Origin of the sequence: Mycobacterium interjectum, from assembly GCF_900078675.2 — a bacterium.
GTDB lineage: Bacteria > Actinomycetota > Actinomycetes > Mycobacteriales > Mycobacteriaceae > Mycobacterium > Mycobacterium interjectum.
In genome coordinates this window covers 4,148,853-4,173,907 of sequence record NZ_LT546237.1, presented here as the reverse complement: position 1 = coordinate 4,173,907, position 25,055 = coordinate 4,148,853, and the positions used below count along the sequence as shown (strand labels likewise).

General features: G+C 69.1%; 17 protein-coding genes and 4 pseudogenes. 12 read left to right on the top strand and 9 right to left on the bottom strand.

Going from position 1 to position 25,055, the window contains the following annotated elements:
- Positions 1-121 precede the first annotated feature (121 nt).
- The 3 genes and pseudogenes from BN4348_RS54650 to BN4348_RS54635 form a co-directional block, all read right to left on the bottom strand.
- Positions 122-2,133: pseudogene (locus BN4348_RS54650) on the bottom strand (lipid II flippase MurJ); the annotation flags it as partial.
- 1,709 nt (positions 2,134-3,842) lie between these two features.
- Positions 3,843-6,023: pseudogene (locus BN4348_RS54640) on the bottom strand (hypothetical protein); the annotation flags it as partial.
- A complete protein-coding gene (locus BN4348_RS54635; protein WP_066917035.1) occupies positions 6,020-6,754 on the bottom strand; it encodes an NUDIX hydrolase in 735 nt (244 codons plus the stop codon). The pseudogene BN4348_RS54640 and the gene BN4348_RS54635, both read right to left, overlap by 4 nt.
- Before the next feature lie 125 nt (positions 6,755-6,879).
- Here BN4348_RS54635 and BN4348_RS54630 point away from each other — a divergent pair, with 125 nt between their 5' ends.
- The 6 genes and pseudogenes from BN4348_RS54630 to BN4348_RS54605 all read left to right on the top strand — a co-directional run.
- Positions 6,880-7,086, top strand: a complete 207-nt coding sequence (locus BN4348_RS54630) for a hypothetical protein (protein ID WP_066917034.1) — start codon at positions 6,880-6,882, stop codon at positions 7,084-7,086.
- Positions 7,077-7,499, top strand: a complete 423-nt coding sequence (locus BN4348_RS54625) for a PIN domain-containing protein (protein WP_066917033.1) — start codon at positions 7,077-7,079, stop codon at positions 7,497-7,499. Before BN4348_RS54630 ends, BN4348_RS54625 begins: the two co-directional genes overlap by 10 nt.
- A 59-nt stretch (positions 7,500-7,558) precedes the next feature.
- Positions 7,559-9,001: a CCA tRNA nucleotidyltransferase gene (locus BN4348_RS54620; RefSeq protein WP_066917032.1), complete on the top strand. Its 1,443-nt coding sequence runs from the start codon at positions 7,559-7,561 to the stop codon at positions 8,999-9,001.
- A 261-nt stretch (positions 9,002-9,262) separates the two neighbouring features.
- Positions 9,263-9,895 (top strand): type IV toxin-antitoxin system AbiEi family antitoxin domain-containing protein, encoded by a 633-nt coding sequence (locus BN4348_RS54615; RefSeq protein WP_066917031.1) that lies wholly within the window; start codon positions 9,263-9,265, stop codon positions 9,893-9,895.
- Complete coding sequence (locus BN4348_RS54610) at positions 9,892-10,671, top strand: nucleotidyl transferase AbiEii/AbiGii toxin family protein (RefSeq protein WP_066917030.1); 780 nt, start codon at positions 9,892-9,894, stop codon at positions 10,669-10,671. Before BN4348_RS54615 ends, BN4348_RS54610 begins: the two co-directional genes overlap by 4 nt.
- A gap of 400 nt (positions 10,672-11,071) precedes the next feature.
- Positions 11,072-11,692: pseudogene (locus BN4348_RS54605) on the top strand (AAA family ATPase); the annotation flags it as partial.
- Between the two features lie 10 nt (positions 11,693-11,702).
- Here BN4348_RS54605 and phoU read toward each other — a convergent pair.
- From phoU to BN4348_RS54590, 3 genes are read right to left on the bottom strand one after another with little or no spacing between them, the layout of a single operon-like run.
- Positions 11,703-12,365 (bottom strand): phosphate signaling complex protein PhoU, encoded by a 663-nt coding sequence (gene phoU / locus BN4348_RS54600; protein WP_066917029.1) that lies wholly within the window; start codon positions 12,363-12,365, stop codon positions 11,703-11,705.
- A gap of 33 nt (positions 12,366-12,398) precedes the next feature.
- Positions 12,399-12,839, bottom strand: coding sequence for a nitroreductase family deazaflavin-dependent oxidoreductase (locus BN4348_RS54595; RefSeq protein WP_066917028.1), 441 nt, complete (start codon positions 12,837-12,839; stop codon positions 12,399-12,401).
- Between the two features lies 1 nt (position 12,840).
- On the bottom strand, positions 12,841-13,683 hold the full coding sequence (locus tag BN4348_RS54590; protein WP_066917138.1) for an NAD(P)H-binding protein: 843 nt from the start codon (positions 13,681-13,683) through the stop codon (positions 12,841-12,843).
- 111 nt (positions 13,684-13,794) lie between these two features.
- On the opposite strand from BN4348_RS54590, the pseudogene BN4348_RS54585 reads away from it, so the two are divergent.
- The 4 genes and pseudogenes from BN4348_RS54585 to BN4348_RS60575 all read left to right on the top strand — a co-directional run.
- Positions 13,795-14,085 (top strand): annotated as a pseudogene (locus BN4348_RS54585) (sigma factor); the annotation flags it as partial.
- Between the two features lie 483 nt (positions 14,086-14,568).
- On the top strand, positions 14,569-19,146 hold the full coding sequence (gene gltB, locus BN4348_RS54580; protein ID WP_066917027.1) for a glutamate synthase large subunit: 4,578 nt from the start codon (positions 14,569-14,571) through the stop codon (positions 19,144-19,146).
- The gene (locus tag BN4348_RS54575; protein ID WP_066917026.1) at positions 19,139-20,605 is read left to right on the top strand and encodes a glutamate synthase subunit beta; all 1,467 of its coding nucleotides are present in this window, start codon (positions 19,139-19,141) and stop codon (positions 20,603-20,605) included. The genes gltB and BN4348_RS54575 overlap by 8 nt, the downstream gene beginning before the upstream one ends.
- A gap of 144 nt (positions 20,606-20,749) precedes the next feature.
- On the top strand, positions 20,750-20,899 hold the full coding sequence (locus tag BN4348_RS60575) for a hypothetical protein (protein WP_096866220.1): 150 nt from the start codon (positions 20,750-20,752) through the stop codon (positions 20,897-20,899).
- A 57-nt stretch (positions 20,900-20,956) separates the two neighbouring features.
- On the opposite strand, the gene BN4348_RS54565 is transcribed toward BN4348_RS60575, so the two are convergent.
- Positions 20,957-21,808 (bottom strand): LLM class F420-dependent oxidoreductase, encoded by an 852-nt coding sequence (locus BN4348_RS54565; RefSeq protein ID WP_066917025.1) that lies wholly within the window; start codon positions 21,806-21,808, stop codon positions 20,957-20,959.
- 50 nt (positions 21,809-21,858) lie between these two features.
- On the opposite strand from BN4348_RS54565, the gene BN4348_RS54560 reads away from it, so the two are divergent.
- Both BN4348_RS54560 and BN4348_RS54555 read left to right on the top strand, forming a co-directional pair.
- Entirely contained in the window at positions 21,859-22,290 is a 432-nt protein-coding gene (locus tag BN4348_RS54560) for a hypothetical protein (RefSeq protein WP_066917024.1), read from the top strand.
- Between the two features lie 22 nt (positions 22,291-22,312).
- On the top strand, positions 22,313-23,320 hold the full coding sequence (locus BN4348_RS54555; protein WP_066917023.1) for a PHP domain-containing protein: 1,008 nt from the start codon (positions 22,313-22,315) through the stop codon (positions 23,318-23,320).
- 36 nt (positions 23,321-23,356) lie between these two features.
- On the opposite strand, the gene BN4348_RS61900 is transcribed toward BN4348_RS54555, so the two are convergent.
- Both BN4348_RS61900 and dinB read right to left on the bottom strand, forming a co-directional pair.
- Positions 23,357-23,659, bottom strand: a complete 303-nt coding sequence (locus BN4348_RS61900) for a hypothetical protein (RefSeq protein WP_084454606.1) — start codon at positions 23,657-23,659, stop codon at positions 23,357-23,359.
- 151 nt (positions 23,660-23,810) lie between these two features.
- Entirely contained in the window at positions 23,811-25,010 is a 1,200-nt protein-coding gene (gene dinB, locus BN4348_RS54545) for a DNA polymerase IV (RefSeq protein WP_066917021.1), read from the bottom strand.
- Positions 25,011-25,055: the final 45 nt, after the last annotated feature.

Sequence of the window (25,055 nt, the reverse complement as noted above, 5' to 3'; positions counted from 1 at the left end):
GGTTGTCGGTGTCACCGTCGGGGGAGTAGACCGACACCTTGCTGGGTTTGACGACGCTCCCCGCGGCCGCGGAACCCGGGGCCGCCGAGGACGCCGACGACGAGGGCCCGTTCAGCCCCAACTCGTCTTTGTTGAGGCCCCCGACGTTGCCGAAGATCTTGCTCACCACCGACGCCAGGACCAACAGGGCCACCACGATGACGGCCAGGGCGGCGCCGACGCCGATCAGCACGTTGCGGCGGCGGCGCGCGAAGGCCGCATACTCGCGGCCCGTGGACGCCCGGGCGATGGGTGGTGGCGGCGAATCGTCGATCGGTCCGAGCACCTCGGTGCGGTCGGCCACCGCGGTCGCCTGCTGTAGCAGGTTCAAAAGCGTTGAGGCGCTGCGTATTCCGCCATCTTCCTGAACCGCGCGAACGGCAACCGCGGAAATCTGGAAGGGGATGTCGCGGTCGATGACCATGGGCTCGACGGGATTGCCCGCCGCATCCCGCTCGGCCGGGGCCAGCCCGCTTCGCACCCCGGACTCCGGCAGGGGNCCAGCAGCCGATCGGCCACGTGGGCGACCAAACCGCCCAGCAGCGACGCGACGATCGTCACCAGGATCGTGCGCACCGCGCCCACACCGATCAGGTGCCCGCCGTTGGGCAGCAGCGCGCGGCGTAGCAGGTAGTAACCCACGATCGCGCCGGCCAGGAACCCGACCCCGTTGGCCAGGCCGAGGAACCCGGCCACCAGCTTGGGATCGCCGGTGAGGTGGGGCGCCGCCACCGAGCCGGCGATCTTGACGGCGGTGATGACGAGGATGAGCACGATCGGCATCCAGGGCTGCTCCCGCGCGTAGAAGACGCGCAGCTGCAGGAGCACCAGCCCGTACGGGATCAGGGTGAACGCCGACATCGCGATCGCGGCGCCCAGGTAGCCGGCGTCGACGCCGCCGAAATGCCCGTAGGCGAACAGCGCGCTGCCGATCGCCGGGCCGCCGACAGTCATGAACGCCACGATCGGGATCAGCGTGACCACGGTCAGCCGGGTCGCCAGCGATAGGTCGGCGAGCACGGCCCCGGTGTCATCGGCGGCGGCGTTGCGGCTCAACCGCGGCATCACCACCGTCAGCACGGTCACGCCGATCATGCCGTAGGGCAGCATCAGCACCAACCACGTGTAGTTGTAGATCGCGGGCCCCGACGCGGCCGCGGTGCTGGCAACCTGGTTGCCGACGATGTAGCCAAGCTGGCTGATCAGCACGTAGAGCACCATCGCCGCGGCCATCGTGCCGAAACGCTTGAGGCGTTCGTCGATGCCCCACAGCGGGCGCAGGCTGACGTGCTGACGCTTCAGCGCCACCAGCAGCACGGCCGTCTGCGCGAACACGCCCAGGGTGGTGCCGATGCCGAGCACCAGCAGCTTGGCGTTGCCCATCCGCACCGGGTCGACGGACAGTTCGCCCGGGACGGCCAGATACACGCCCAGGGTGGCCAGCGCGACGACGTTGTTGACGACCGGCGCCCACGCCGTCGGCCCGAACACGTTGCGGGTGTTCAGGATCGCCATGAACACCGACGTCAGGCCGTACGCCAGCACCTGCGGCAGCAGCAGATAGGCGAACGCGGTGGTCAGCGGCTCGTTGACCTGAGGGGCGCGGCCCAGCATCAGCCGCACCAACAGCGGCGCGGCCAGCACCGACAGCGCCGTGGTGAGCACCAGCAGCGCGGTCGTCAGCGTGACCAGGCGCCGCACGAACGCCGCGCCGCCGTCGGGGTCGCTTTGTTCGGCGCGGGCCAGCACCGGCACGAAGATGGCGGTGAACGTCGCCTCCAGCACGAGCGCCGCGACCTGGTTCGGCAGCTGATTGGCCACCGAGAAGGCGCTGGACAGGGCGGCACCCAGGATGGCGGCGAGCACGACGATGCGGGCGAACCCGGTGATGCGGCTGATCAGCGTGGCGAATGCCATCGCCCACGACCGCGAGACCACGGCGGCGTCGGACAGCTCGGGCCGTCGCCGCGCCAGCTCCGGCACCGGCGGCAGGGGACCCGTCGGCGGACCCGGGCGGATCCGGCGCGCCGACGGCGGCACGCGGTGCGGGTGCCGCGGTGCCTGGGACTGCGCGTGCCGGGGGGCGGGGCTCATACTCTGTGCTGCTGATCGACGCGATCGTCGATCGCGTCGCGCAGGTCGGCGGGGCTGGCGTCGGGGGGATCCGGGCGGTCCAGGTCGGCGCGGTCGGGCTGGCCGCGGAACCGGTGCCACAGCCGGCGCCCGGCCAGCAGCACCAGCACCGCCGCGGCGCTGAGCGTCATGGCGAACAGCACCTTGCCGTAGGCGTTGGAGTGGACCGACAACCGCACCGGGTCGCCCAGCCGCATGCCGTCCGGGGTCCGCAGCGTCACGTCGACCGCGACGCGCTGGGTGAAGTTGACCTCGATCGGCACCCGCAGCGGCAGGTATCCGGGCGGCAGTTCGATCTGGCCGACGTCGGTCACCCGCATCCCGGGCGGGGCGTCGACCTGCAGCCGCACCCGGATCGGAACGGCCAGGCCGTTGTGCAGCGCCAGCGGCAGCGGGCTGTGCTCGGTGGCCAGGGTGTAGGAGCCGCCCGGGTTGACGATCGTGACGGCGCCGAACAGGTCGTTGATCGTCTTGCCGACCACCGCGATGCGCTCCTGGGCCAGCCCGTTGCGGGTGTTCGGCGGTTCGGATTGGCTCAACGCGCGCAGCATGTCCTCGCGCAGCGGCGCGGTGTACTGGACTCCGGTCAGCCCGGTGCGCTCGTCGGTGGTCAGCGCCGAGGTCAGCCCCCACAGCCGGCCGACCTGGCCGGCGATGGCGCCGGTCACGTCGTCGCCGATCCGGCCGCGCGCGGATTTGTCTAAGCCCGCCTGCTGCTCCGGCTCGGTGGGGGCTTTTCCGGGCTGGTTGGCCTCCGCGATGACCGCCGGCAGCGGTCGCGGCACCGCCAAACCGGAACGGATGGTGGTGGCCAGCGCGGTGAGAATGACCTGCGCGTCATCGGCCTGCAGGGTCCACGTCGCCGGGGGCACCAACAGCTGGGTACGCGGCGCGGCGTCGCGCTGCAGGGCATGCCAGAAGATGGAACCCAGCGCGTCCTGGCGCCGGGCGGTGTCGGAGTCGTGCGAGAGCGGAACGGCCAGCGAGGAGTCCAGATAGGTGGGGACGACGGGATTGGTGCCCGCGCCGGCCAGCGCGGCCCCGACGGCGGGGTCGAACGGCGCGACCACCACCTGCGGTGACAGCCGCCTGGGCGCGGTGTCGGCGGCGGCGAGGGTGTCGTTGGTCAGGTCGTGGGCGGACAGGTTGCCGGCGGCGATCGCGACCGTGCTGTTGTCGGCGCTGAGCAGGCTCACGGCGCGGCCGGTCAGCGGGCCGTCGGGCAGCAGCGTCGCCCCGCGGGTGGAGGGTATGTCCAGGATGCGGTCGACGATGCCGCCGATGGTGTTGGTGGCGGTGGCGCTCAGCCCCGGGTCGTTGACGCGCTGCAGGGCGTCCAGGTCGGCCTGGGCGTAGGGCAGCGGCGCCACGCAGGTGTGGTGGGCCAGCGTGCGCAGCCGGTTCAGCCATTCGGCCGCGGCGGCCTGGCCGGTGCCCGGATGCGTCGGGGTGCCCGGGAGTTGAGCGGGGCCGTCGGGCGAATTGGACACCACGTAGCCGCCGGTCATCGCGTTGACGGTGACCAGCAAGTCGGGATCCACGGCCAGGCACAGCGCGTGGCTGACGGCGCCGTCCGGGTCGACGTCGTGGCTGGTGGCGACCTCGGCCGCGGACAGCAGGATGTCGAGGCGGCCGCCGGGCGCCAGCGAGGTGGCCAGGTCGTCGTCGACCAATCGGACCGGGATGGTGCCGCCCGGGACGCCGGNCAGCGTCACGTCGACCGCGACGCGCTGGGTGAAGTTGACCTCGATCGGCACCCGCAGCGGCAGGTATCCGGGCGGCAGTTCGATCTGGCCGACGTCGGTCACCCGCATCCCGGGCGGGGCGTCGACCTGCAGCCGCACCCGGATCGGAACGGCCAGGCCGTTGTGCAGCGCCAGCGGCAGCGGGCTGTGCTCGGTGGCCAGGGTGTAGGAGCCGCCCGGGTTGACGATCGTGACGGCGCCGAACAGGTCGTTGATCGTCTTGCCGACCACCGCGATGCGCTCCTGGGCCAGCCCGTTGCGGGTGTTCGGCGGTTCGGATTGGCTCAACGCGCGCAGCATGTCCTCGCGCAGCGGCGCGGTGTACTGGACTCCGGTCAGCCCGGTGCGCTCGTCGGTGGTCAGCGCCGAGGTCAGCCCCCACAGCCGGCCGACCTGGCCGGCGATGGCGCCGGTCACGTCGTCGCCGATCCGGCCGCGCGCGGATTTGTCTAAGCCCGCCTGCTGCTCCGGCTCGGTGGGGGCTTTTCCGGGCTGGTTGGCCTCCGCGATGACCGCCGGCAGCGGTCGCGGCACCGCCAAACCGGAACGGATGGTGGTGGCCAGCGCGGTGAGAATGACCTGCGCGTCATCGGCCTGCAGGGTCCACGTCGCCGGGGGCACCAACAGCTGGGTACGCGGCGCGGCGTCGCGCTGCAGGGCATGCCAGAAGATGGAACCCAGCGCGTCCTGGCGCCGGGCGGTGTCGGAGTCGTGCGAGAGCGGAACGGCCAGCGAGGAGTCCAGATAGGTGGGGACGACGGGATTGGTGCCCGCGCCGGCCAGCGCGGCCCCGACGGCGGGGTCGAACGGCGCGACCACCACCTGCGGTGACAGCCGCCTGGGCGCGGTGTCGGCGGCGGCGAGGGTGTCGTTGGTCAGGTCGTGGGCGGACAGGTTGCCGGCGGCGATCGCGACCGTGCTGTTGTCGGCGCTGAGCAGGCTCACGGCGCGGCCGGTCAGCGGGCCGTCGGGCAGCAGCGTCGCCCCGCGGGTGGAGGGTATGTCCAGGATGCGGTCGACGATGCCGCCGATGGTGTTGGTGGCGGTGGCGCTCAGCCCCGGGTCGTTGACGCGCTGCAGGGCGTCCAGGTCGGCCTGGGCGTAGGGCAGCGGCGCCACGCAGGTGTGGTGGGCCAGCGTGCGCAGCCGGTTCAGCCATTCGGCCGCGGCGGCCTGGCCGGTGCCCGGATGCGTCGGGGTGCCCGGGAGTTGAGCGGGGCCGTCGGGCGAATTGGACACCACGTAGCCGCCGGTCATCGCGTTGACGGTGACCAGCAAGTCGGGATCCACGGCCAGGCACAGCGCGTGGCTGACGGCGCCGTCCGGGTCGACGTCGTGGCTGGTGGCGACCTCGGCCGCGGACAGCAGGATGTCGAGGCGGCCGCCGGGCGCCAGCGAGGTGGCCAGGTCGTCGTCGACCAATCGGACCGGGATGGTGCCGCCCGGGACGCCGGGGGCCAGCCGCGGCCGGTCGGCCAGCGGCCACAGCATGGTGATCCACACGGGTTTGGAGGTGTCGGGCGCGACGGCGGAGTTCACGTCGTCGGCGTGATCGGGCGGCACGCCGACCACGGGCAGCAGGAATCGCGCGTTGTCGAGGCGGGCGGGGGCGCCGTAATCGGGGGTGCCGTTGACGTTGACCAGGACCGGATAGATTCCCGGCTTCTCCATGTCCAGCGACGGTTTGGTCACGGCGCGCAGCGGGGCGGACAGGGTGAAGCCGGCCTGTTGCCCGCGCTGCAGTTCGGGGGCGACCGTGAGGAAGTCGGCGGCCGGCTGGTACTGGTCGGTGTTGCCGTCCAGCGAGGTGCGCAGCGCCGCCGAGTCGGCGACCGCCGGGGCGTGCTCGAGCCGGACCATGACGTCGCGGACCGGTCGGTCACCGATGTTGGTGACCATGCCGCTGACGGTGACGACGGGCGGGCTCGTCGTGGTGACCACGTCGGGGGTCACCTGATCGATGCGGACCCGGACGAACGGGGTGTCCCCGGGCTCACCCGCGACCGCGCGCGGGGCGGGCCCGGCGAGCGCCGCAAAACCGGCCACGATGGCAACCACTGCGGCGAGGCGCAACGAGCCGGCCCAGCAGAGTCGCGGCGGCGTCACGGCCCCGGCCCGTGACCGTTCTTCCGGCCCGCGATGCGCTTGTCCGAATGCCGGGTGCGCGAATGCGTCTGCGGGCGCCGCCGCGGCGCGCTGGGTGGCAGCGACGGAAGCGCGTCGAGGCCGTCGTTCTGCAGCTTGTCGATCAGCTCGTCGGCGACCTGGGCCAGCCGGCGCTCGTCGGCGTAGGCCAGCCGCGACGGCAGTTCCCGGATCGGCACCCAGGCCACCTCGGCCACCTCGAGGTCCTCGTCGGACAGCTCGCCGCCCGAGAAGCGCATCAAATAATGATGCACCGTCTTGTGCACGCGGCGGCCGTCGGTGACGAACCAGTAGTCGATGCGCCCCAGCGCGGCCAGCACGCTGCCGCGGATCCCGGTCTCCTCGGCGACCTCACGGATGGCGGTCTGTTCGGCGGTCTCGCCGACCTCGATGTGGCCCTTGGGCAGCGACCACAGCATGCGTCCGCGCCGGTCGACGCGCCCGATCAGCGCGGCGACCTGTTCGTCGCGCGGGCCGTCGATGCCGTCGATGACCAGGCCCCCGGCGGAGGTTTCGTGGACGGTCTTCAGTCGCTCGGGAATGCCGCGAGACGGGCGCGGTCGGCGCGGTTTGGCCGCGGGGGAGTCGCCGTTCGACGGGGTATCGGTGGGGTTTTCCGCCGCGCCGCCGCCAGCACGACGCCGGCGCCGCCCCCGGCGGCGACGTGGTCTGGATTGTTCGGCGTCCGACACCCAAGCGATAGTAGCTGGCGGGGGTCCCTCTTCAGGACATACTCGCCGCTGGGCCGACGTGCGGCGGGATGTGCGGTGGAGATATACTTCGTCTACAGCACGTATATATTCGGCGCCGGAGAGCTATGCCCAAAAGACTGATCGATCTAGATGACGACCTTCTTGCCGCGGCACAGCGTGAATTGAAGACCACCGGTATTTCGGACACGGTGCGGATGGCGCTGCAGCAGGCGGCCGCCACCTCGGCCCGGGCACGCCAGGTCGAATGGCTCGAACAAGGGGGCTTGGAGGAGATGGCCGACGCGGGCGAGCGCGGCGACGTGTGGCGCTGATCGCGCGTTATCTGGTCGACACCAGCGCCGCGGCGAGGATGCGCCATCCCGGCGTGTCTCGGCGCCTGCGGCCGCTGATCGAAAGCGGCGTGGTCGCGACAACGGCATCGCTGGACGCCGAGGCGCTTTACAGTGCCCGCGGACCGGCCGAATACGAGCAGTTGTGGGCTGACCGCCGCGCCGCCTACGAGTATCTGCCGACAAATGACGAGCACTGGCAGACGGCACTGGGTGCGCAGCGGGCGCTGGCGAGAGCCGGCCTACATCGATCCCTGGGTGTGGCCGACCTGCTCACCGCGACGATTGCCGCCGCGCACCAAATCATCGTTGTTCACTACGACGCTGACTTCGAAACCGCTGCGACGGTTTTAGAGTTCAAGCACAGGTGGGTGCTGCCACGGGGAAGTATCTAGCCGCACCGTCCAGCGGCGCCCAGCACGGTCGCCAGGCCGTCCGACTACGCTGATCGAACGTGCCTGACGCCGCCCAGGATGCCACCCTGCTGACCGCCGCCGCGGTCGCCCTGAACAAGCACGCCCCGGTGCTGCGCGAGCTCGGCTCCATCTTCGACGCCGCGGGCCACGAGTTGTACCTCGTCGGCGGTTCGGTGCGCGACGCGTTGCTGGGCAGGCTCAGCCCGGACCTGGACTTCGCCACCGACGCCCGCCCCGAGCAGGTGCAGGACATGCTGCGCCGGTGGGCCGACGCGGTGTGGGAGACCGGGATCCGGTTCGGCACCGTCGGTGTCGGCAAGGGCGACTATCGGCTGGAGATCACCACGTTCCGCGCCGACGCCTACGACCAGGTGTCGCGCAAACCCGAGGTGCGTTTCGGCGAGCGCCTCGAGGACGACCTGGTGCGCCGCGATTTCACGGCCAACGCGATGGCCGTGCGCGTCACCCCGGCGGGGCCGGGTGAATTCCTCGATCCGCTGGGCGGTTTGGCGGCACTGGCTTCGCGCACGCTGGACACCCCCGCGGCGCCGTCGGTGTCCTTCGGCGATGACCCGTTGCGGATGCTGCGCGCCGCGCGGTTCGTGTCGCAGCTCGGGTTCACCGTCGCCCCGCGGGTGCGGCAGGCGATCGAGGAGATGGCGCCGCAGCTGGAGCGGATCAGCGCCGAGCGGGTGGCCGCCGAGCTGGACAAGATGCTGCTGGGCGACGACCCGGTGGCCGGCATCGACCTGCTGGTGGAGACCGGGATGGGTGAGGTGGTGCTGCCCGAGGTCGGCGGCATGCGGATGGCCATCGACGAACACCACCAGCACAAGGACGTCTACCAGCATTCGCTGACCGTGCTGCGCCAGGCGATCGCGCTGGAGGACGACGGGCCCGACCTGGTGCTGCGCTGGGCCGCCCTGCTGCACGACATCGGCAAGCCCTCGACGCGGCGGCACGAGCCCGACGGCGGGGTGAGCTTCCACCATCACGAGGTGGTGGGCGCCAAGATGGCCCGAAAGCGGTTGCGGGCGTTGAAGTATTCGCGGCAGATGGTCGACGACGTCTCGCAGCTGGTGTTCCTGCACCTGCGGTTCCACGGCTACGGCGACGGTAAATGGACCGATTCGGCGGTGCGCCGCTACGTCACCGACGCGGGGCCGCTGCTGCCCCGGTTGCACAAGTTGGTGCGCGCCGACTGCACGACGCGCAACAAGCGCCGGGCCGCGCGGCTGCAGGCCAGCTACGATCGGCTGGAGGAGCGGATCGCCGAGCTGGCCGCCCAGGAGGACCTGGCGCGGGTGCGCCCGGATTTGGACGGCAACGCGATCATGGAGCTGCTCGGCATCCCGGCCGGCCCCCAGGTCGGCGAGGCGTGGCGGTATTTGAAGGAGCTGCGGCTGGAGCGCGGGCCCCTGACGACCGAGGAGGCGACCGCCGAGCTGCTGTCCTGGTGGCAATCGCGCGGGAGCGGGTAGCGGTGTAACCAGTCACAAGCTAATTCCACGTCTGACCTGCCCAAAGCAGAGTCCGATGCAGGGAACGAACCCGCGTATTCAGCTTGGGAACTCGATCGGGCGCGTCCAGGGCTACTTTTGATAGTCCATCTCGATGCGAAGAAGTCGACTTGAGCTCACCGAGAAGTATCCTCTCAACTAGCGGCTGTTGGCATTAAACTACGGATATTGTAACCTTGAAAGCGACTTGATCCGTCTATTTGGGGCGAGAGGAGGTGCCACATGCCCGTTCGCTACCCAGGCGTGCCACCTGCGATCGCTCAGGCTCCGCTGCGCACCGTGCGTCCGCGGGATGTGGATGCGTATGCCAACCCGCGTAAAGAACTAGCCCGACTTGAGGCTCGCGGACTCGTCCATCGCCTTGCCGAGGGCTTCTACACGCTCGTCCCCCAGGACCGAATCGGTGGTGACTGGCTGCCAACTCTGGAAGGCGCCGCAGCCGGGATCGGTGCCGCGGAGTTCGGTGCGGGCCGATACGCTTTGATGGGCCTGACGGCCGCCCGGCTACACCGGGCAATTCCGCGTGCGATCGCCGTCGCAGTAATAGCCGCCCCTCGAAGGCGTGAAACTCTGCGGATGACGGATCGGCCGGCGACGATCCGATTCTTCGTGCGCAACATCACCGACCTGCAGGTAGAGGTGATGCAGACCGATCTTGGCGACTGTCTCGTCACGACGCCCGAGCGGACAGTGCTGGATCTCGCCCATCTGCCCAACATCGGCGATATGGAGGACGAGGCGCTCGCGGCGATCCATGCCCTGCTGCCGCGATGTGACCAAGGGCTGATGGCCGAAATCGCCGCAACCCAACGGCTCCGCCAACCATTCAACCGGGTCCGCAAGATGGCGGCATGACGGGGGCTGGTTTCGGGCTCCTCCGGGAAGATTTGGAACGGGAAGCTGCACGCTTCCGCGTCGCCGATGATCAGGTCCGGCGAGATCACGCGATCTCACATATCCTCGGCGCCATCTCCGACAGCTTGCGCGATGAGGTGATTTTTTACGGTGGAACAGCGCTGAGTCGCACGCACCTAGTGCACGCACGACTGAGCGAAGACATCGACATGATTGCCCTGGGGAATCGCAGTGAAGTCGCCGACCGGCTTGTGAAATCGATCGGCTCCGCGCTATTACGGACCCACGGCCGACTGAGTTGGTCTCCATCATTTGGAACACGTGACGTCGAGCCCGCCATCGTCCAAACCGCCAGCGGCATCTCGATAAAGCTCCAATTACTGGCCCGACGTGGGTATCCGGAATGGCCTACTGAACTGCGTCACATCGAGCAGCGTTACCAAGATGCTCCCCCCGCAACCCTGATCGTCCCGACCATCGAATCATTCGTCGGTTGGAAGACCACGGCATGGTACGACCGCGGCGCGGCCCGCGACCTTTACGACTTGTGGGCAATGGCGGAGATCGGGTCGCTTACACCAGATGCCGCTACCCTATTCGCTCGGCACGGCCCAACCGCAACTCCGCCGCGCGATTTCATGTTCGCGCATCCGCCCAGCGAGTTGGAGTGGCAGACATCCCTCTCCGGCCAGACACGACTGGAAATCACGGCGGCCGAAGCACTAGCCGTGGTTCGAAGTTCATGGGCCAGCGTCCTCGGCGAAACCTGGGATTGATGCTCTACCAGCTTTTGTAAAGCGTCTCGATCGCTAAACCGGCAGCCGCCTGTTCGCGGCCTACATCCACAGCCCGCGTGACCCGATGCTGCACGCCTATCAGAGGATTTCTTCGGCAACCCATGCCGAGCCGGCGCGACGCGACCCGAGGGGTGGGTCGAAATCCCTAGATCGCGATCACACCCGCGACCCGTCGGGCACAATCCATGGCGGTACGAGTTTTGGAAAAATGTGACCGCCGCCGCAACAGGCAACAGGTCGAGCGAAGCCGTCGTTTGCCGATGTCCAAATACTTCCGACTAGAGTGCTCGAGAATTCCTTGCTTTAGCTGGTCGGCCTACATCGCTACGTCCGGGCTACGGAAAGACTATTGGCACATGAGCAGTCTCATCAGCTTCGGCTTGGAGAATCTGGGCCCAAGACCAACGAGCTGATCGAAAAGCCGCTCGGCCGAATCATTTTCATGGACGAGTTTTATTCGCTGATCGAACGCCACCAGGACGGCACGCCGGACATGATCGGCATGGAGGCGGTCACCCAGCTCCTGGTGGCCTTGGAAACCCACCGGTTCGACTTCTGCTTCATCGGCGCGGGCTACGAGGATCAGGTGGACGAATTCCTCACAGTGAACCCGGGTTTGGCGGGCCGGTTCAACCGCAAGCTGCGTTTCGAGTCGTATTCGCCGGCCGAGATCGTCGAGATCGGGCACCGCTACGCCGCGCCGCGGGCCAGCATGCTCGACGACGGCGCCCGGGAGGCGTTTCTGGATGCGGCCACCACCATCCGCAACTACACCACGCCTGGCGGCCAGCACGGCATCGACGCCATGCAGAACGGCCGGTTCGCGCGCAACGTGATCGAACGCGCCGAGGGGTTCCGCGACACCCGGGTGGTCGCCCGAAAGCGTTCGGGCCAAACGGTGACGGTCGAGGACCTGCAGATCATCACCGCCGCCGATATCGAGGCCGCGGTGCGCAGCGTGTGCTCGGACAACCGCGACATGGCCGCCATCGTGTGGTGACCGGTGCCGCTCAGGCGGCCGGATCAGGGCCGCCGGGGAACGCGCCGGTGGCCTGGAAGATCACGTGCCGGGCGACTTCGACCGCGTGGTCGGCGAAGCGTTCGTAGAACCTGCCCAGCAAGGTCACATCGACCGCGGCGGCCACGCCGTGTTCCCATTGCCGATACATCAGCTCGGTGAACAGCTGGCGGTGCAGATTGTCCATCGTGTCGTCTTCGTCGTTGAGGAGGCGGGCCTTGTCGGGGTCGCCGGTGCGCAAGACCTCCTCGGCAGCGTTGCCCAATTCGACGGCGACGCTGCCCATTTCGGCGAAGTAGCCGTCGGCCTCTTCGGGCAGCACATGTTCGGGGTGGCGGCGGCGCACGATCTTGGCGACGTGCACGGCCAGGCCGCCCATGCGTTCGACGTCGGCGCACACCCGGATCGCGGAGACCACGGCGCGTAGGTCGCCGGCCACCGGGGCCTGCAGCGCCAGCAGGACGAACGCGGCGTCCTCGGCGGCGGCGCTCATGTCCGCGAGCCGGCGCTGTTCGTCGATGACCTGTTCGGCCAGCGCGAGGTCGGCGTGCAGGAGGGCCCGGGTGGCGTTCTGCATCGACCACCCGGCCCGTCCGCACATGTCAGCCAGCTGCTCGTTGAGAGCGTCCAGCTGCTCGTGAAAGGCCGTGCGCATGGCCCCACGTTACGTCTGCCCAGGTGAAAGCGGCTACTTCGGGTCGAACCGGAAGACGGTGAGCCGGCCGGCCAACGCCTCGAATTCGTCGGGCGTCCCGTCGCGCACCATCCCCGAGCGCTTCGCGAACGCCACACCGACCGGGACTTGGGCGGGGAACGCGCGCAGCACCGGGCGCGCCTCCTCGGCGTCCAGTTCGACGATCTTGACCTCCCGCGCTCGTCGGCCCCGGCTCAGCGTGCCCGCGCCGGCGGCGCGGGCGTTCGCCGCCCAGTCGGCGCCCGGGTAGCCGGCGACCACGTAGAGGCCGCCCCGGAATTCGAACGGCGTCATCGGGGTGCTGCGCGGGCGGCCCGACTTGCGACCGGGCACCGTCAGCACCATGGCGGGGCCGGTCGGTATCCCGAGCCGCTGGACGGTCATCATCACCTTGTTCATCGGCTTGAGGTAGCGCGGCGGACGTGGTTCGGACATGTCAGCTCTCCTTCGCGAACAGCTCGCGGTGCTCGGACACCCACTGCGCGAACGGGGTGGCCGGGCGGCCCAGGATCTTCTCCACGTCGTGGGTGACCAGCGCGGGCTTGTCGAGGGTCTCGGCCTGCATGGCGATATAGGCATCGGCGAACTCGGCGCCCAGGCCCAGGCCGATGAACCGTTGCCGCACCAGCTCCGCCGGAACCTCGAGGTACTGCAGCGGGCGGCCCAGGACCTCGCCGATGACACCGGCCAGCTCCGCGTTGCTGAACGCCCGCGGGCCCGTCATCGGGATCCGTTGCCCGACAAGGTCGTCGGTGAGCAACGCCCGCGCCGCGACCGCCGAGATGTCGCTCTCGACGATCGGCGCCGACGACGCCGCTGCGTAGGGGCCGCCCACCACGTCGCCGGCGCGCAGCTGCGCGCCCCACATCCCGGCGAAGTTGGTGGCGAAGACCGAGGGCCGCAGGCCCACCCAGGCCAGGCCGGAATCCACGGCGAGCTGCTCGACCTCCTTGTTGCGGTCTCCGCGGAAGCGCGACGGCTGCCGCGAGAAGTCGTCGTCGGCGTTGATCGCCGACAGGGCGACCAGCTTGGTCACGCCCGCGCGACCGCAGTGGGCGACCGTCTCGGCGAGCTGCCCGCCCAGGGCCCGCGAATTGAGGAACACCGCCGACGCGCCCGGTAACGCGTCCGCCGCCGACCCGACCACCTCGACGTCAGCGGGAAACCCCGCGGCGTCGGGGGTGCGGGTGACCGCGCGCACCCGGGCGCCCGCGGCGACAAGTTCGGCGACGAGCGGGCGCCCGACGTTGCCGGTCGCTCCGGTTACGACGATTGTCATGGGAGTGGTTCCTTTCGTGAATTTTTCTGACTGCGCATACGACGGCGCCGGAGCCGGGAAAGTTACCGCGCAAACGCGTAACTTTTTGCGGCCCCACATCGTCGAAGGTTCATGAGCCAATCGCCGTCCCCCAGCGACCGGGTCGCCCAGGCCTGGCGCCTGCACCGCCCGTATCTGATCAACCTCGCCTACCAGATGCTCGGCGACGTCGGCGACGCCGAAGACGTTGCGCAAGAAGCCTTTCTGCGGCTCTCGCGCACCGAACCCAACGAGATCGACGACGTTCGCGGCTGGCTCACGGTGGTGGCGAGCCGCCTGTGCCTCGATCAGGTGCGCTCGGCGCGCGCCCGCCACGAGCGACCCGGCGATGTCGACGAGCGCCCGGGGACGCCCCGCTCGGACCNGGGGCTCGCGGCGCCAACGCCGCGATGCGTCCCGCCGTCCGCTGAGCACGCCCGTGAGCGAGGCCGGTACCCAGGCCCCCCCGCATGTGCGCGATCACAGCAAACTTGTGAAATTGGCGAATGGGCCGGGCGGTTGGGTAGAATCGGCGCGCGGGCCGGGAAAATATCAACAGCAAACACCCATGTCGGCGGCGTTGCCGATCGCCCGCTGCAGCGAATTTACGCCGCTGCCGGCTGGCGGCTAGACTTAACGAAGTTGGCATGTCAGGCGGGTATTGTCATATCGTTTTACGACTTGTCGAAACCAGTTCCAGGCCACCGTTCAGCGCTGCACGGACGAATCCCTGACGGATCGTCTCCACCTGGGGCACAGCCGATCGACAAGACCGACGGGGTCCTAGCCCGCAACCTCCGGGTGCGGCCCCGTCGGAGCCGCTCGTAACGGCAGCGACGAACGTTCTGGTTGAAGGGTCAGGTGCATATGACGCCCAAGCGCGTCGGGTTATACAACCCCGCGTTCGAGCACGATTCGTGCGGGGTAGCCATGGTCGTCGATATGCACGGCCGCCGCAGCCGGGACATCGTCGACAAGGCGATCACCGCGCTGCTCAACCTCGAACACCGAGGCGCCCAGGGCGCCGAGCCGCGCAGCGGTGACGGGGCCGGCATCCTGATCCAGGTCCCGGACGCGTTCCTGCGGGAGGTCGTGGATTTCGAACTGCCCCCTCCGGGCAGCTACGCCACCGGTATCGCCTTCTTGCCGCAGTCGTCGAAGGACGCCGTGACCGCGTGCGCCGCGGTGGAGAAGATCGCCGAGTCCGAGGGCCTGCAGGTCATCGGCTGGCGCAACGTGCCGACGGACGACTCGTCGCTGGGTGCGCTGTCGCGCGACGCGATGCCCACCTTCCGGCAGGTGTTCATGACGGGCGCCTCCGGGATGGCGCTGGAGCGCCGCGCCTACGTGGTGCGCAAGCGCGCCGAGCACGAACTGGGAACCAAGGGCCCGGGCCAGGACGGCCCCGGTCGCGAAACCGTCTACTTCCCAAGCCTTTCCGGTCAGACATTCATCTACAAGGGCATGCTGACCACCCCGCAGCTCAAGGCGTTTTACCTTGACCTGCAAGACGATCGGCTGACCAGTGCGCTGGGCATCGTGCACTCCCGCTTCTCCACGAACACCTTCCCGTCGTGGCCGCTCGCGCACCCCTTCCGGCGCATTGCGCACAACGGCGAGATCAACACCGTCACCGGCAACGAGAACTGGATGCGGGCGCGCGAGGCGCTGATCAAGACCGACCTGTTCGGCGACGACGTCGAGAAGCTGTTCCCGATCTGCACCCCCGGCGCGTCGGACACCGCGCGCTTCGACGAGGCGCTCGAATTGCTCCATCTCGGCGGGCGCAGCCTGGCCCACGCGGTGCTGATGATGATCCCCGAGGCGTGGGAACGCCACGAGTCGATGGACCCCGCGCGGCGGGCGTTCTATCAGTACCACGCCTCGTTGATGGAGCCGTGGGACGGCCCGGCGTCGATGACGTTCACCGACGGCACCATCATCGGCGCCGTTTTGGACCGAAATGGCTTGCGCCCCTCGCGGATCTGGGTCACCGACGACGGCCTGGTGGTGATGGCCTCCGAGGCCGGCGTGCTCGACCTGGACCCGGCCACGGTGGTGCGCCGGATGCGGCTGCAGCCCGGCCGGATGTTCCTGGTGGACACCGCTCAGGGCCGCATCGTCTCCGACGAGGAGATCAAGGCGGAGCTGGCCGCCGAGCACCCCTATCAGGAGTGGCTCGACAAGGGCCTGGTTCCCCTCGACGACCTGCCGTCGGGCGAGTACGCCCGGATGCCCCACGACCGACTCGTCAAGCGGCAGTTGACTTTCGGCTACACCTACGAGGAGCTCAACCTGTTGGTGGCGCCGATGGTGCGCTCCGGCGCGGAGCCGATCGGCTCGATGGGCACCGACACCCCGGTGGCCGTGCTGTCTCAGCGTCCGCGGATGCTCTACGACTACTTCCAGCAGCTGTTCGCCCAGGTGACCAACCCGCCGCTGGACGCCATCCGCGAGGAGGTGGTGACCAGCCTGCAGGGCACCACCGGAGGCGAGCGCGACCTGCTCAACCCGGACGAGGACTCCTGCCGCCAGATCCTGCTGCAACAGCCGATCCTGCGGAACTACGAGCTGGCCAGGCTGGTCAACCTCAACCCCGACGACAAGATCAACGGGCGTCCACACGGCATGCGGTCCAAGGTGATTCGCTGCCTGTACCCGGTCGCCGAGGGCGGCTCCGGGCTGGCCGCCGCACTCGAGGAGGTGCGCGCGCAGGCGTCGGCGGCGATCGCCGACGGCGCCCGGGTCATCATCCTGTCCGACCGCGAGTCCGACGAGCGGCTGGCCCCGATCCCGTCGCTGCTCGCGGTGTCGGCGGTGCACCACCACCTGGTGCGCGACCGGACCCGCACCCACGTCGGCCTGGTGGTCGAAACCGGCGATGCCCGCGAGGTGCACCATATGGCGGCACTGATCGGCTTCGGCGCGGCGGCCATCAACCCGTACCTGGTGTTCGAGTCGATCGAGGACATGCTCGACCGCGGCGCATTCGACGGGATCGACCGCAACAAGGCCCTGAACAACTACGTCAAGGCGGCCGGCAAGGGCGTGCTGAAAGTCATGTCCAAGATGGGCATTTCGACGCTGGCCTCCTACACCGGCGCGCAGCTGTTCCAGGCGGTCGGCATCTCCGAGGACGTGCTCAACGAGTACTTCACCGGGCTGAGCTGCCCGACCTCCGGGATCACCCTGGAGGACATCGCCGCCGACGTCGCCACCCGCCACACGCTGGCCTACCTCGACCGGCCCGACGAGCGCGCCCACCGCGAACTCGAGGTGGGCGGCGAATACCAGTGGCGCCGCGAGGGCGAGTACCACCTGTTCAACCCGGAGACCGTGTTCAAGCTGCAGCACGCCACCCGCACCGGGCAATACAAGATCTTCAAGGAATACACCCGTCTGGTCGACGACCAGAGCGAGCGGCTGGCATCGCTGCGCGGGCTGCTGAAATTCCGTGGCGACGTGCGGCCGCCGGTTCCGCTGGAGGAGGTCGAGCCCGCCAGCGAGATCGTCAAGCGCTTCTCCACGGGCGCGATGAGCTACGGCTCCATCTCCGCCGAGGCGCACGAGACGCTGGCCATCGCGATGAACCGCCTGGGCGGGCGGTCCAACAGCGGCGAGGGCGGGGAAGACGTCAAGCGATTCGACCGCGACCCCAACGGGGACTGGCGCCGCAGCGCGATCAAGCAGGTCGCCTCGGCCCGCTTCGGGGTCACGTCGCACTACCTGACCAACTGCACCGACATCCAGATCAAGATGGCCCAAGGCGCCAAACCCGGTGAGGGCGGCCAGCTTCCGGGCCACAAGGTGTACCCGTGGGTCGCCGAAGTGCGGCACTCCACGCCCGGCGTCGGGTTGATCTCGCCGCCGCCGCACCACGACATCTACTCCATCGAGGACCTGGCGCAGCTGATCCACGACCTGAAGAACGCCAACCCGGCGGCGCGCGTGCACGTGAAGCTGGTGTCCGAGAACGGGGTGGGCACGGTCGCGGCCGGGGTTTCCAAGGCGCACGCCGACGTGGTGCTGATCTCGGGCCACGACGGCGGCACCGGCGCCACGCCGTTGACCTCGCAGAAGCACGCGGGCGCCCCCTGGGAGCTGGGGCTGGCCGAGACGCAGCAGACCTTGCTGCTCAACGGGTTACGCGACCGGATCGTGGTCCAGGTCGACGGGCAGCTCAAGACCGGGCGCGACGTGATGATCGCCGCGCTGCTGGGCGCCGAGGAGTTCGGCTTCGCCACCGCCCCGCTGGTGGTGGCCGGCTGCATCATGATGCGGGTCTGCCACCTGGACACCTGCCCGGTCGGCGTCGCCACCCAGAACCCGGTGCTGCGCGAGCGGTTCACCGGCAAACCCGAGTTCGTCGAGAACTTCTTCCTGTTCATCGCCGAAGAGGTCCGGGAGTACATGGCGCAGTTGGGGTTCCGGACCTTCAACGAGGCCGTGGGCCAGGTCGGAGCGCTGGACACGACGCTGGCGCGGGCGCACTGGAAGGCGCACAAGCTGGACCTGGCGCCGGTGCTGCACGAGCCGGAGTCGGCGTTCATGAACCAGGACCTGTACTGCAGCTCGCGCCAGGATCACGGCCTGGACAAGGCGCTCGATCAGCAGTTGATCGTGATGAGCCGCGAGGCGCTGGACTCCGGCAAGCCGGTCCGGTTCTCCACCACGATCAGCAACGTCAACCGCACGGTGGGCACCATGCTCGGCCACGAGCTCACGAAAGCCTATGGCGGGCAGGGCTTGCCGGACGGCACAATCGACATCACCTTCGACGGCTCCGCCGGAAACAGCTTCGGCGCGTTCGTGCCCCGGGGGATCACGTTGCGTGTCTACGGCGACGCCAACGACTACGTCGGCAAGGGCCTGTCCGGCGGCCGGATCGTGGTGCGCCCGTCGGACAACGCGCCGGCCGACTACGTCGCCGAGGACAACATCATCGGCGGCAACGTGATCCTGTTCGGCGCCACCAGCGGGGAGGTCTACTTGCGGGGCGTGGTCGGCGAACGGTTCGCGGTCCGCAACTCCGGCGCCCACGCCGTGGTCGAGGGCGTCGGCGATCACGGCTGCGAGTACATGACCGGAGGCAAGGTCGTCGTTCTGGGCCGCACCGGGCGCAACTTCGCGGCGGGCATGTCCGGGGGCGTGGCCTATGTCTACGACCCAGACGAAGAACTGCCGAACAACCTCAACGCCGAAATGGTGGAGCTCGAAACGCTCGACGGCGACGACGCCGAGTACCTGCACGGCGCCATCCAGGCGCATGTCGACGCCACCGATTCGGCTGTCGGCCAGCGGATCCTGGCCGACTGGCCCCGCCAGTGCCGGCACTTCGTCAAGGTGATGCCGCGCGACTACAAGAAGGTGCTGCAGGCGATCGCCGAGGCCGAGCGCGACGGCATCGACGTGGACAAGGCGATCATGGCGGCCGCGCATGGCTGATCCGAGCGGCTTCCTGAAATACACGCATCGGGAATTGCCGAAGCGCCGGCCTGTCCCGCTGCGACTGCGCGACTGGAACGAGGTCTACGAGGACTTCGATGAACAGACCCTGCGTGAACAGGCCACCCGCTGCATGGACTGCGGTATTCCCTTCTGCCACAACGGGTGTCCCCTGGGCAACCTGATCCCGGAATGGAACGACCTGGTGCGCCGGGGCCTCTGGCGCGATGCGATCGAACGGCTGCACGCCACCAACAACTTCCCCGACTTCACCGGGCGGCTGTGCCCGGCGCCGTGCGAGCCGGCGTGCGTGCTGGGCATCAACCAGGATCCGGTGACGATCAAGCAGATCGAGCTGGAGATCATCGACCGGGCCTTCGAGGAAGGCTTCGTGGTGCCGCTGCCGCCGGACAAGCTGACCGGCAAGACGGTCGCCGTGGTCGGCTCGGGGCCCGCGGGTCTGGCCGCCGCCCAGCAGCTGACCCGCGCGGGACACAGCGTGACCGTCTTCGAGCGCGACGACCGCATCGGCGGGCTGCTGCGTTACGGCATCCCGGAATTCAAGATGGAAAAGCGCGTCCTGAACCGGCGGCTCGACCAGATGCGCGCCGAGGGCACCGAGTTCCGGGCGAACGTCAACGTCGGGGTCGACATCACCGCCGAACAGCTGCTCGCCGACTTCGACGCGGTGGTGCTGGCCGGCGGGGCCACCGCCTGGCGCGATCTGCCCATCCCCGGCCGCGACTTGGACGGCATCCACCAGGCCATGGAGTTCCTGCCGTGGGGCAACCGGGTCCAGGAAGGCGACGACGTCCTGGGGGAAGACGGCGAACCGCCGATCACCGCCAAGGGCAAGAAGGTCGTCATCATCGGCGGCGGCGACACCGGGGCCGACTGCCTGGGCACCGTGCACCGGCAGGGTGCGATCGCGGTGCACCAGTTCGAGATCATGCCGCGCCCGCCGGACACCCGCGCCGAATCCACGCCGTGGCCGACCTACCCGCTGATGTACCGGGTGTCCTCGGCGCACGAGGAGGGCGGCGAGCGGGTGTTCTCGGTTAATACCGAGGAGTTCGTCGGCACCGACGGGCACGTGACCGGCCTGAAGGCCCACGAGGTGACCATGCAAGACGGCAAGTTCGTCAAGGTCGAGGGCTCCGACTTCGAACTCGAGGCCGATTTGGTGTTGCTGGCGATGGGGTTCGTCGGCCCCGAGAGGCCGGGCCTGCTCACCGAGCTCGACGTGAAGCTCACCGACCGCGGCAACGTCGCGCGCGGCGCCGATTTCGACACCTCGGTCCCCGGCGTCTTCGTTGCCGGTGACATGGGTCGCGGCCAGTCACTGATCGTTTGGGCGATAGCTGAGGGCCGGGCCGCCGCGGCCGGCGTGGACCGTTTTTTGATGGGTGCGACGGCGCTGCCGGCGCCCATCAGGCCGACGGCGGCGCCTCTTACTTAGTCACATCAGTCACACCAGAAACAGAAAAATTCAATCCGGCGTTTCTGCCCACGTTTGCCAGACGGTTGTTGTCTAATGGTTCGTTGTGGGCTCTGTCACAGGGTAGTCACGGGGGAGTCCCGCCAGAACGGACCGATCGCAGGAGTGGTCACTGTGCATGTCAACCCGGTACCTCGGTCGCGGATGGGGCGAATCGCCTGGTCGTGGTTACGTCACCCGGTAAAGAGCCGCGAGTTTCCCGCCAAGCAAGAACGACTGATCACCGCCGAAGAGCTGATGCTGTTCGGGGTGTAGCCGCCACCCCCACCGTCCCCGCCGGATTTGCTCCGGCCGACGCCGGGTTAGCCATGCTCAGCCGTCCGCCAGCCCCGATTCCCGGATCGCCTCGGCCAACGGCTCCAGCACCGCGGGGTCGTGCGGCGGGGGAAGGTAGACGATCCCGAGGTCCAGGCCCTCGGCGGCCAGCGCCGCCGCGTCCGCGATGACCTTCCCGTAGTCGAGGTCCGGCTCCAGCCGGAGGTGGGCCGACATGGTGATCTCCTTGGGGTCCCGCCCGATGTCCGCGCACCGCGCGGCCAGGACGTCGCGCTTCTGCGCGAACAGTTCGGGTGGTCCGCCGGCGAAGTTCCAGTGCTGGGCGTAGCGCGCGGTGATCGGGAGCGTGCGCTTCTCGCCGCTGCCGCCGATGCAGATCGGCGGGTGCGGGCGCTGCACGCCCTTGGGCTCGTTGCGGGCGCCCTTGAGTTGGTAGTACTCGCCGTCGAAGTCGGTGGTCTCCTCGCTCAGCAGGCTGATCAGCACCTGGCAGGCTTCCTCGAATCGGTCGAAGCGTTCCCTGATGGAGCCCAACTCGATGCCGTAGGCGCCCGACTCCTCCTCGTTCCAGCCGGCACCGATGCCGAGTTCGAGCCGACCGTTCGAGATGATGTCCAGCGCCGCAACCATATTCGCCAGCACGGCGGGGTGGCGGTAGTGGATGCCGGTGACGAGGGTGCCCAGCCGCAGCCGGTTGGTGGCCTGGGCCAGCGCGGTCAGTGTCGTCCAGCCCTCGAGGCAGGGCCCCGTGCTGTCGGAGAAGATCGGATAGAAGTGGTCGAAGGTCCACCCGGACTCGAAGACCTCGATGTCGTCGGCGGCCTGCCAGACGGCGAGCATGTCGGCCCAGGTGGTGTTTTGGGGTGAGGTTTTGAATGCGAATCGCATGCACCCGACGGTAGTCGGGCTTTATTAAGGGAAACTAAACTCATCACGCGATGACCTACACCCTCGGCCTCGACACCAAGATCACCCTGCTGGCGGCCGGGCTGATCTTCGTGCTCGCGCTGGTTCTCGGCGTGTGGAAATACCGCCAGATCATGACCGCCGACGACCACCGCGCGCACCCCTATGTCGACATCGCGCACCGCGCGGCGCTGCTCTACTCGTTCGCGACCCTGCTGCTGGCGGTCTTCGTCGAGCTCAGCGCCTGGCCCACGTGGATCAACCTGACCGCGGCGGGTGTTGTCGTCTTCTTTTTCGTCGCCGCGATCCTCGGCTACATCGGCCACGGGGCGCGGCGCGACACCGTCAACCAATTCGAAGACCCGGGCCGCGGCCTGGAGGTGGCGATGGTGCTGCTCATCGCCGGCGAAATCGGCGGCTTCGCCGTGCTGCTCGCCGGGTTCGTCGCCGGCCAACTGCTCTGATCCGGCCAGGCACACTGGAGCCATGGACCCGGTAACCGCCTTGCGGCAGATCGCCTATTACAAGGACCGGAGCCGCCACGACCCCAGGCGGGTGATGGCCTACCGCAACGCCGCCGACATCATCGAGGGCCTGGACGACGCCGCGCGGGAGCGGCACGGTCAGGCCAACAGCTGGCAGACGCTGCCGGGCATCGGTCCGAGAACCGCGAAGGTGATCGACCAGGCCTGGTCCGGTCGCGAGCCCGACCTGCTGATCGAATTGCGTTCCGCCGCAGAGGATCTCGGGGGTAGCGGGCTGCGTGCCGCGCTGCGCGGCGACCTGCACCTGCACTCCAACTGGTCCGACGGGTCGGCGCCGATCGACGAGATGATGGCGACCGCGTCGGCGCTGGGTCACGAGTACTGCGCGTTGACCGATCACTCGCCGCGGCTGACCATCGCCAACGGGTTGTCGCCGGAGCGGCTGCGCGCGCAGCTCGACGTCATCGACCGGTTGCGCGACGAGTTCGCGCCCATGCGCATCCTGACCGGCATCGAGGTCGACATCCTCGACGACGGGAGCCTGGACCAGGAACCCGAGCTGCTCGAGCGCCTCGACGTCGTCGTGGCCAGCGTGCACTCGAAGCTGTCCATGGACGCGCCGGCGATGACGCGGCGCATGGTGCGCGCGGTCTCCAACCCGCACGCCGACGTCCTCGGCCACTGCACCGGCCGGCTGGTTTCCGGCAACCGCGGCATCCGGCCGGAGTCCAAGTTCGACGCCGAGGCGGTGTTCGCCGCCTGCCGCGAGCACGGGACGGCCGTGGAGATCAACTCGCGTCCCGAGCGCCGCGACCCGCCGACCCGGCTCCTGAAGCTCGCGCTGGAGATCGGCTGCGTGTTCAGCATCGACACCGACGCGCACGCGCCGGGTCAGCTCGACTTCCTCGGCTACGGTGCCCAGCGTGCGCTGGACGCCGGCGTGCCCGCCGACCGGATCGTCAACACCTGGCCGGCCGAGAGGCTGCTGGAGTGGACGGGGTCGAACTAACAGCGAAAGTCGTAGTAGACCGCTCGCCGGGTCGAGTCAGTGCTCGTCGTAATGTTCGCCGTGAGCGGCGTGCCGACAACCATCGTGGATGTAGTCGACGTGGTCGCCGTGCGGGACCGCGACATGCCCGCAGCCCTCGCCGTGGGCGTGGCTGTGGTTCTCATGGACCACGTGCCCGGACGCGGGCTCACATTCGTCGTAGTGCCCGTCATGCTTTCGATGAAGGTGACCGTCGTGTACGTAGTCGACGTGATCGCCGTGCGGGACGGCAACATGCCCGCAGCCTTCCCCATGGGCGTGATCATGGCCTAGGTGCTGCGTGTGCGTTTCGGTTCCCATGGTCTCCACCGCCTTCCGGCTCGCTTCACCCAAATGTTAGTCCCGGCATGGCCACGGACGAAGACTCTGAAGAGGCCCATCGCCGAATGCGGGGAAGTCGCGGCCGTGTCGCCCGCTCGGGCTGGCGTGCCAGGGGTGGTAGCGGACGACCTCAGTCGGGTAAATGCGGCATCTCGAAGCCGGGGTCGCGGCCGACCAACACCGCGGGTGTGAGCGCGGATTTGCCGTAGCGCCGGCGCACCCGGTCGATCGCCTCGTCGACGGCGAGCCGGCCGGCGTCGGTTCCGAACGGAAGCATCAGCTGCTGGGCCCCGCTGCGGTCGATGCCCGACACCGCGAAGCCGACCAACGTCAGCCCGCGCTCCGCGATCAGGGGCGCCGCGGAGCCGACCAGCTGCCGCGCGGCGGCCAGGATGGGCTGCGTCGACGACGTGGCCCACGGCAGGGTGTGCGACCGCGTCGCCCGGCTGAAGTCGTCGAAGCGCAGCCGCAGCACCACCGTGCGACCGGTGCGGCCGGCGGCGCGCATCCGTGCGGTGATGCGATCGATCAGGTTCACCACCACCGCGTCGACCTCCGCGGCCGACATGCGGTTGCCCGCACGGCCCAGCGCCCGTTGCGCGCCCACGGATCGCCGGCGCACCCCGGTGGTCACCCGGCGGCGGTCGATGTTGCGGGACAGCGCATACAGTTGGCGGCCCATGGCCCCGCCCAGCATGGAGGACAGCGTCGACTCGCTGAGCTCGGCGACGTCGGCGACGGTCGCGATGCCGTGGCTGTGCAGCCGCTCGGCGGTCTTGGCGCCCACGCCCCACAACCGGCGCACCGGCAGCGGGCGCAAAAACGCCAGCTCCTGGTCGGGCGGCACCAGCAGCAGCCCGTCGGGCTTGGCTTCCTGGCTGGCCACCTTGGCGAGAAATTTCGTCCGGGCGATGCCGACGGTGATCGGCAGGCCGACGCGGTCGCGCACGTCGGCGCGCAACTTTTCGGCGATCTGGACCGGGGTGCCGGCGACCCGGAGCAGCCCGCCGACATCGAGGAAGGCCTCGTCCACCGACAGCGCCTCCACGATCGGTGTGCAGTCGCGAAACACCTCGAACACGGCGTCGCTGGCCCGGCTGTAGGCCGTCATCCGGGGCGGCACGATCACGGCGTGCGGGCACAGGCGCCGGGCCTGCGCCCCGCCCATCGCGGTGCGCACGCCGTAGGCCTTGGCCTCGTAGCTGGCCGCCAGCACGACTCCGCCGCCGACGATCACGGGACGGCCGCGCAGCGTCGGGTCGTCGCGCTGTTCGACGGACGCATAGAACGAGTCCAGGTCCGCGTGCAGGATGGACGCGTCACACCGCACGAACGTATGTTCGCATGCGGCTACGACAGCGTCCGATGGCGGCGA

Coding starts and splice junctions, on each gene's coding strand:
- BN4348_RS54560 (WP_066917024.1), top strand. CDS start 21,859: ATGACCTACACCCTCGGCCTCGACACCAAGATCACCCTGCTGGCGGCC.
- BN4348_RS54565 (WP_066917025.1), bottom strand. CDS start 21,808: ATGCGATTCGCATTCAAAACCTCACCCCAAAACACCACCTGGGCCGAC.
- BN4348_RS54630 (WP_066917034.1), top strand. CDS start 6,880: ATGCCCAAAAGACTGATCGATCTAGATGACGACCTTCTTGCCGCGGCA.
- BN4348_RS54610 (WP_066917030.1), top strand. CDS start 9,892: ATGACGGGGGCTGGTTTCGGGCTCCTCCGGGAAGATTTGGAACGGGAA.
- gltB (WP_066917027.1), top strand. CDS start 14,569: ATGACGCCCAAGCGCGTCGGGTTATACAACCCCGCGTTCGAGCACGAT.
- BN4348_RS54595 (WP_066917028.1), bottom strand. CDS start 12,839: ATGTCCGAACCACGTCCGCCGCGCTACCTCAAGCCGATGAACAAGGTG.
- BN4348_RS61900 (WP_084454606.1), bottom strand. CDS start 23,659: ATGGGAACCGAAACGCACACGCAGCACCTAGGCCATGATCACGCCCAT.
- phoU (WP_066917029.1), bottom strand. CDS start 12,365: ATGCGCACGGCCTTTCACGAGCAGCTGGACGCTCTCAACGAGCAGCTG.
- BN4348_RS54575 (WP_066917026.1), top strand. CDS start 19,139: ATGGCTGATCCGAGCGGCTTCCTGAAATACACGCATCGGGAATTGCCG.
- BN4348_RS54615 (WP_066917031.1), top strand. CDS start 9,263: ATGCCCGTTCGCTACCCAGGCGTGCCACCTGCGATCGCTCAGGCTCCG.
- BN4348_RS54555 (WP_066917023.1), top strand. CDS start 22,313: ATGGACCCGGTAACCGCCTTGCGGCAGATCGCCTATTACAAGGACCGG.
- BN4348_RS54590 (WP_066917138.1), bottom strand. CDS start 13,683: ATGACAATCGTCGTAACCGGAGCGACCGGCAACGTCGGGCGCCCGCTC.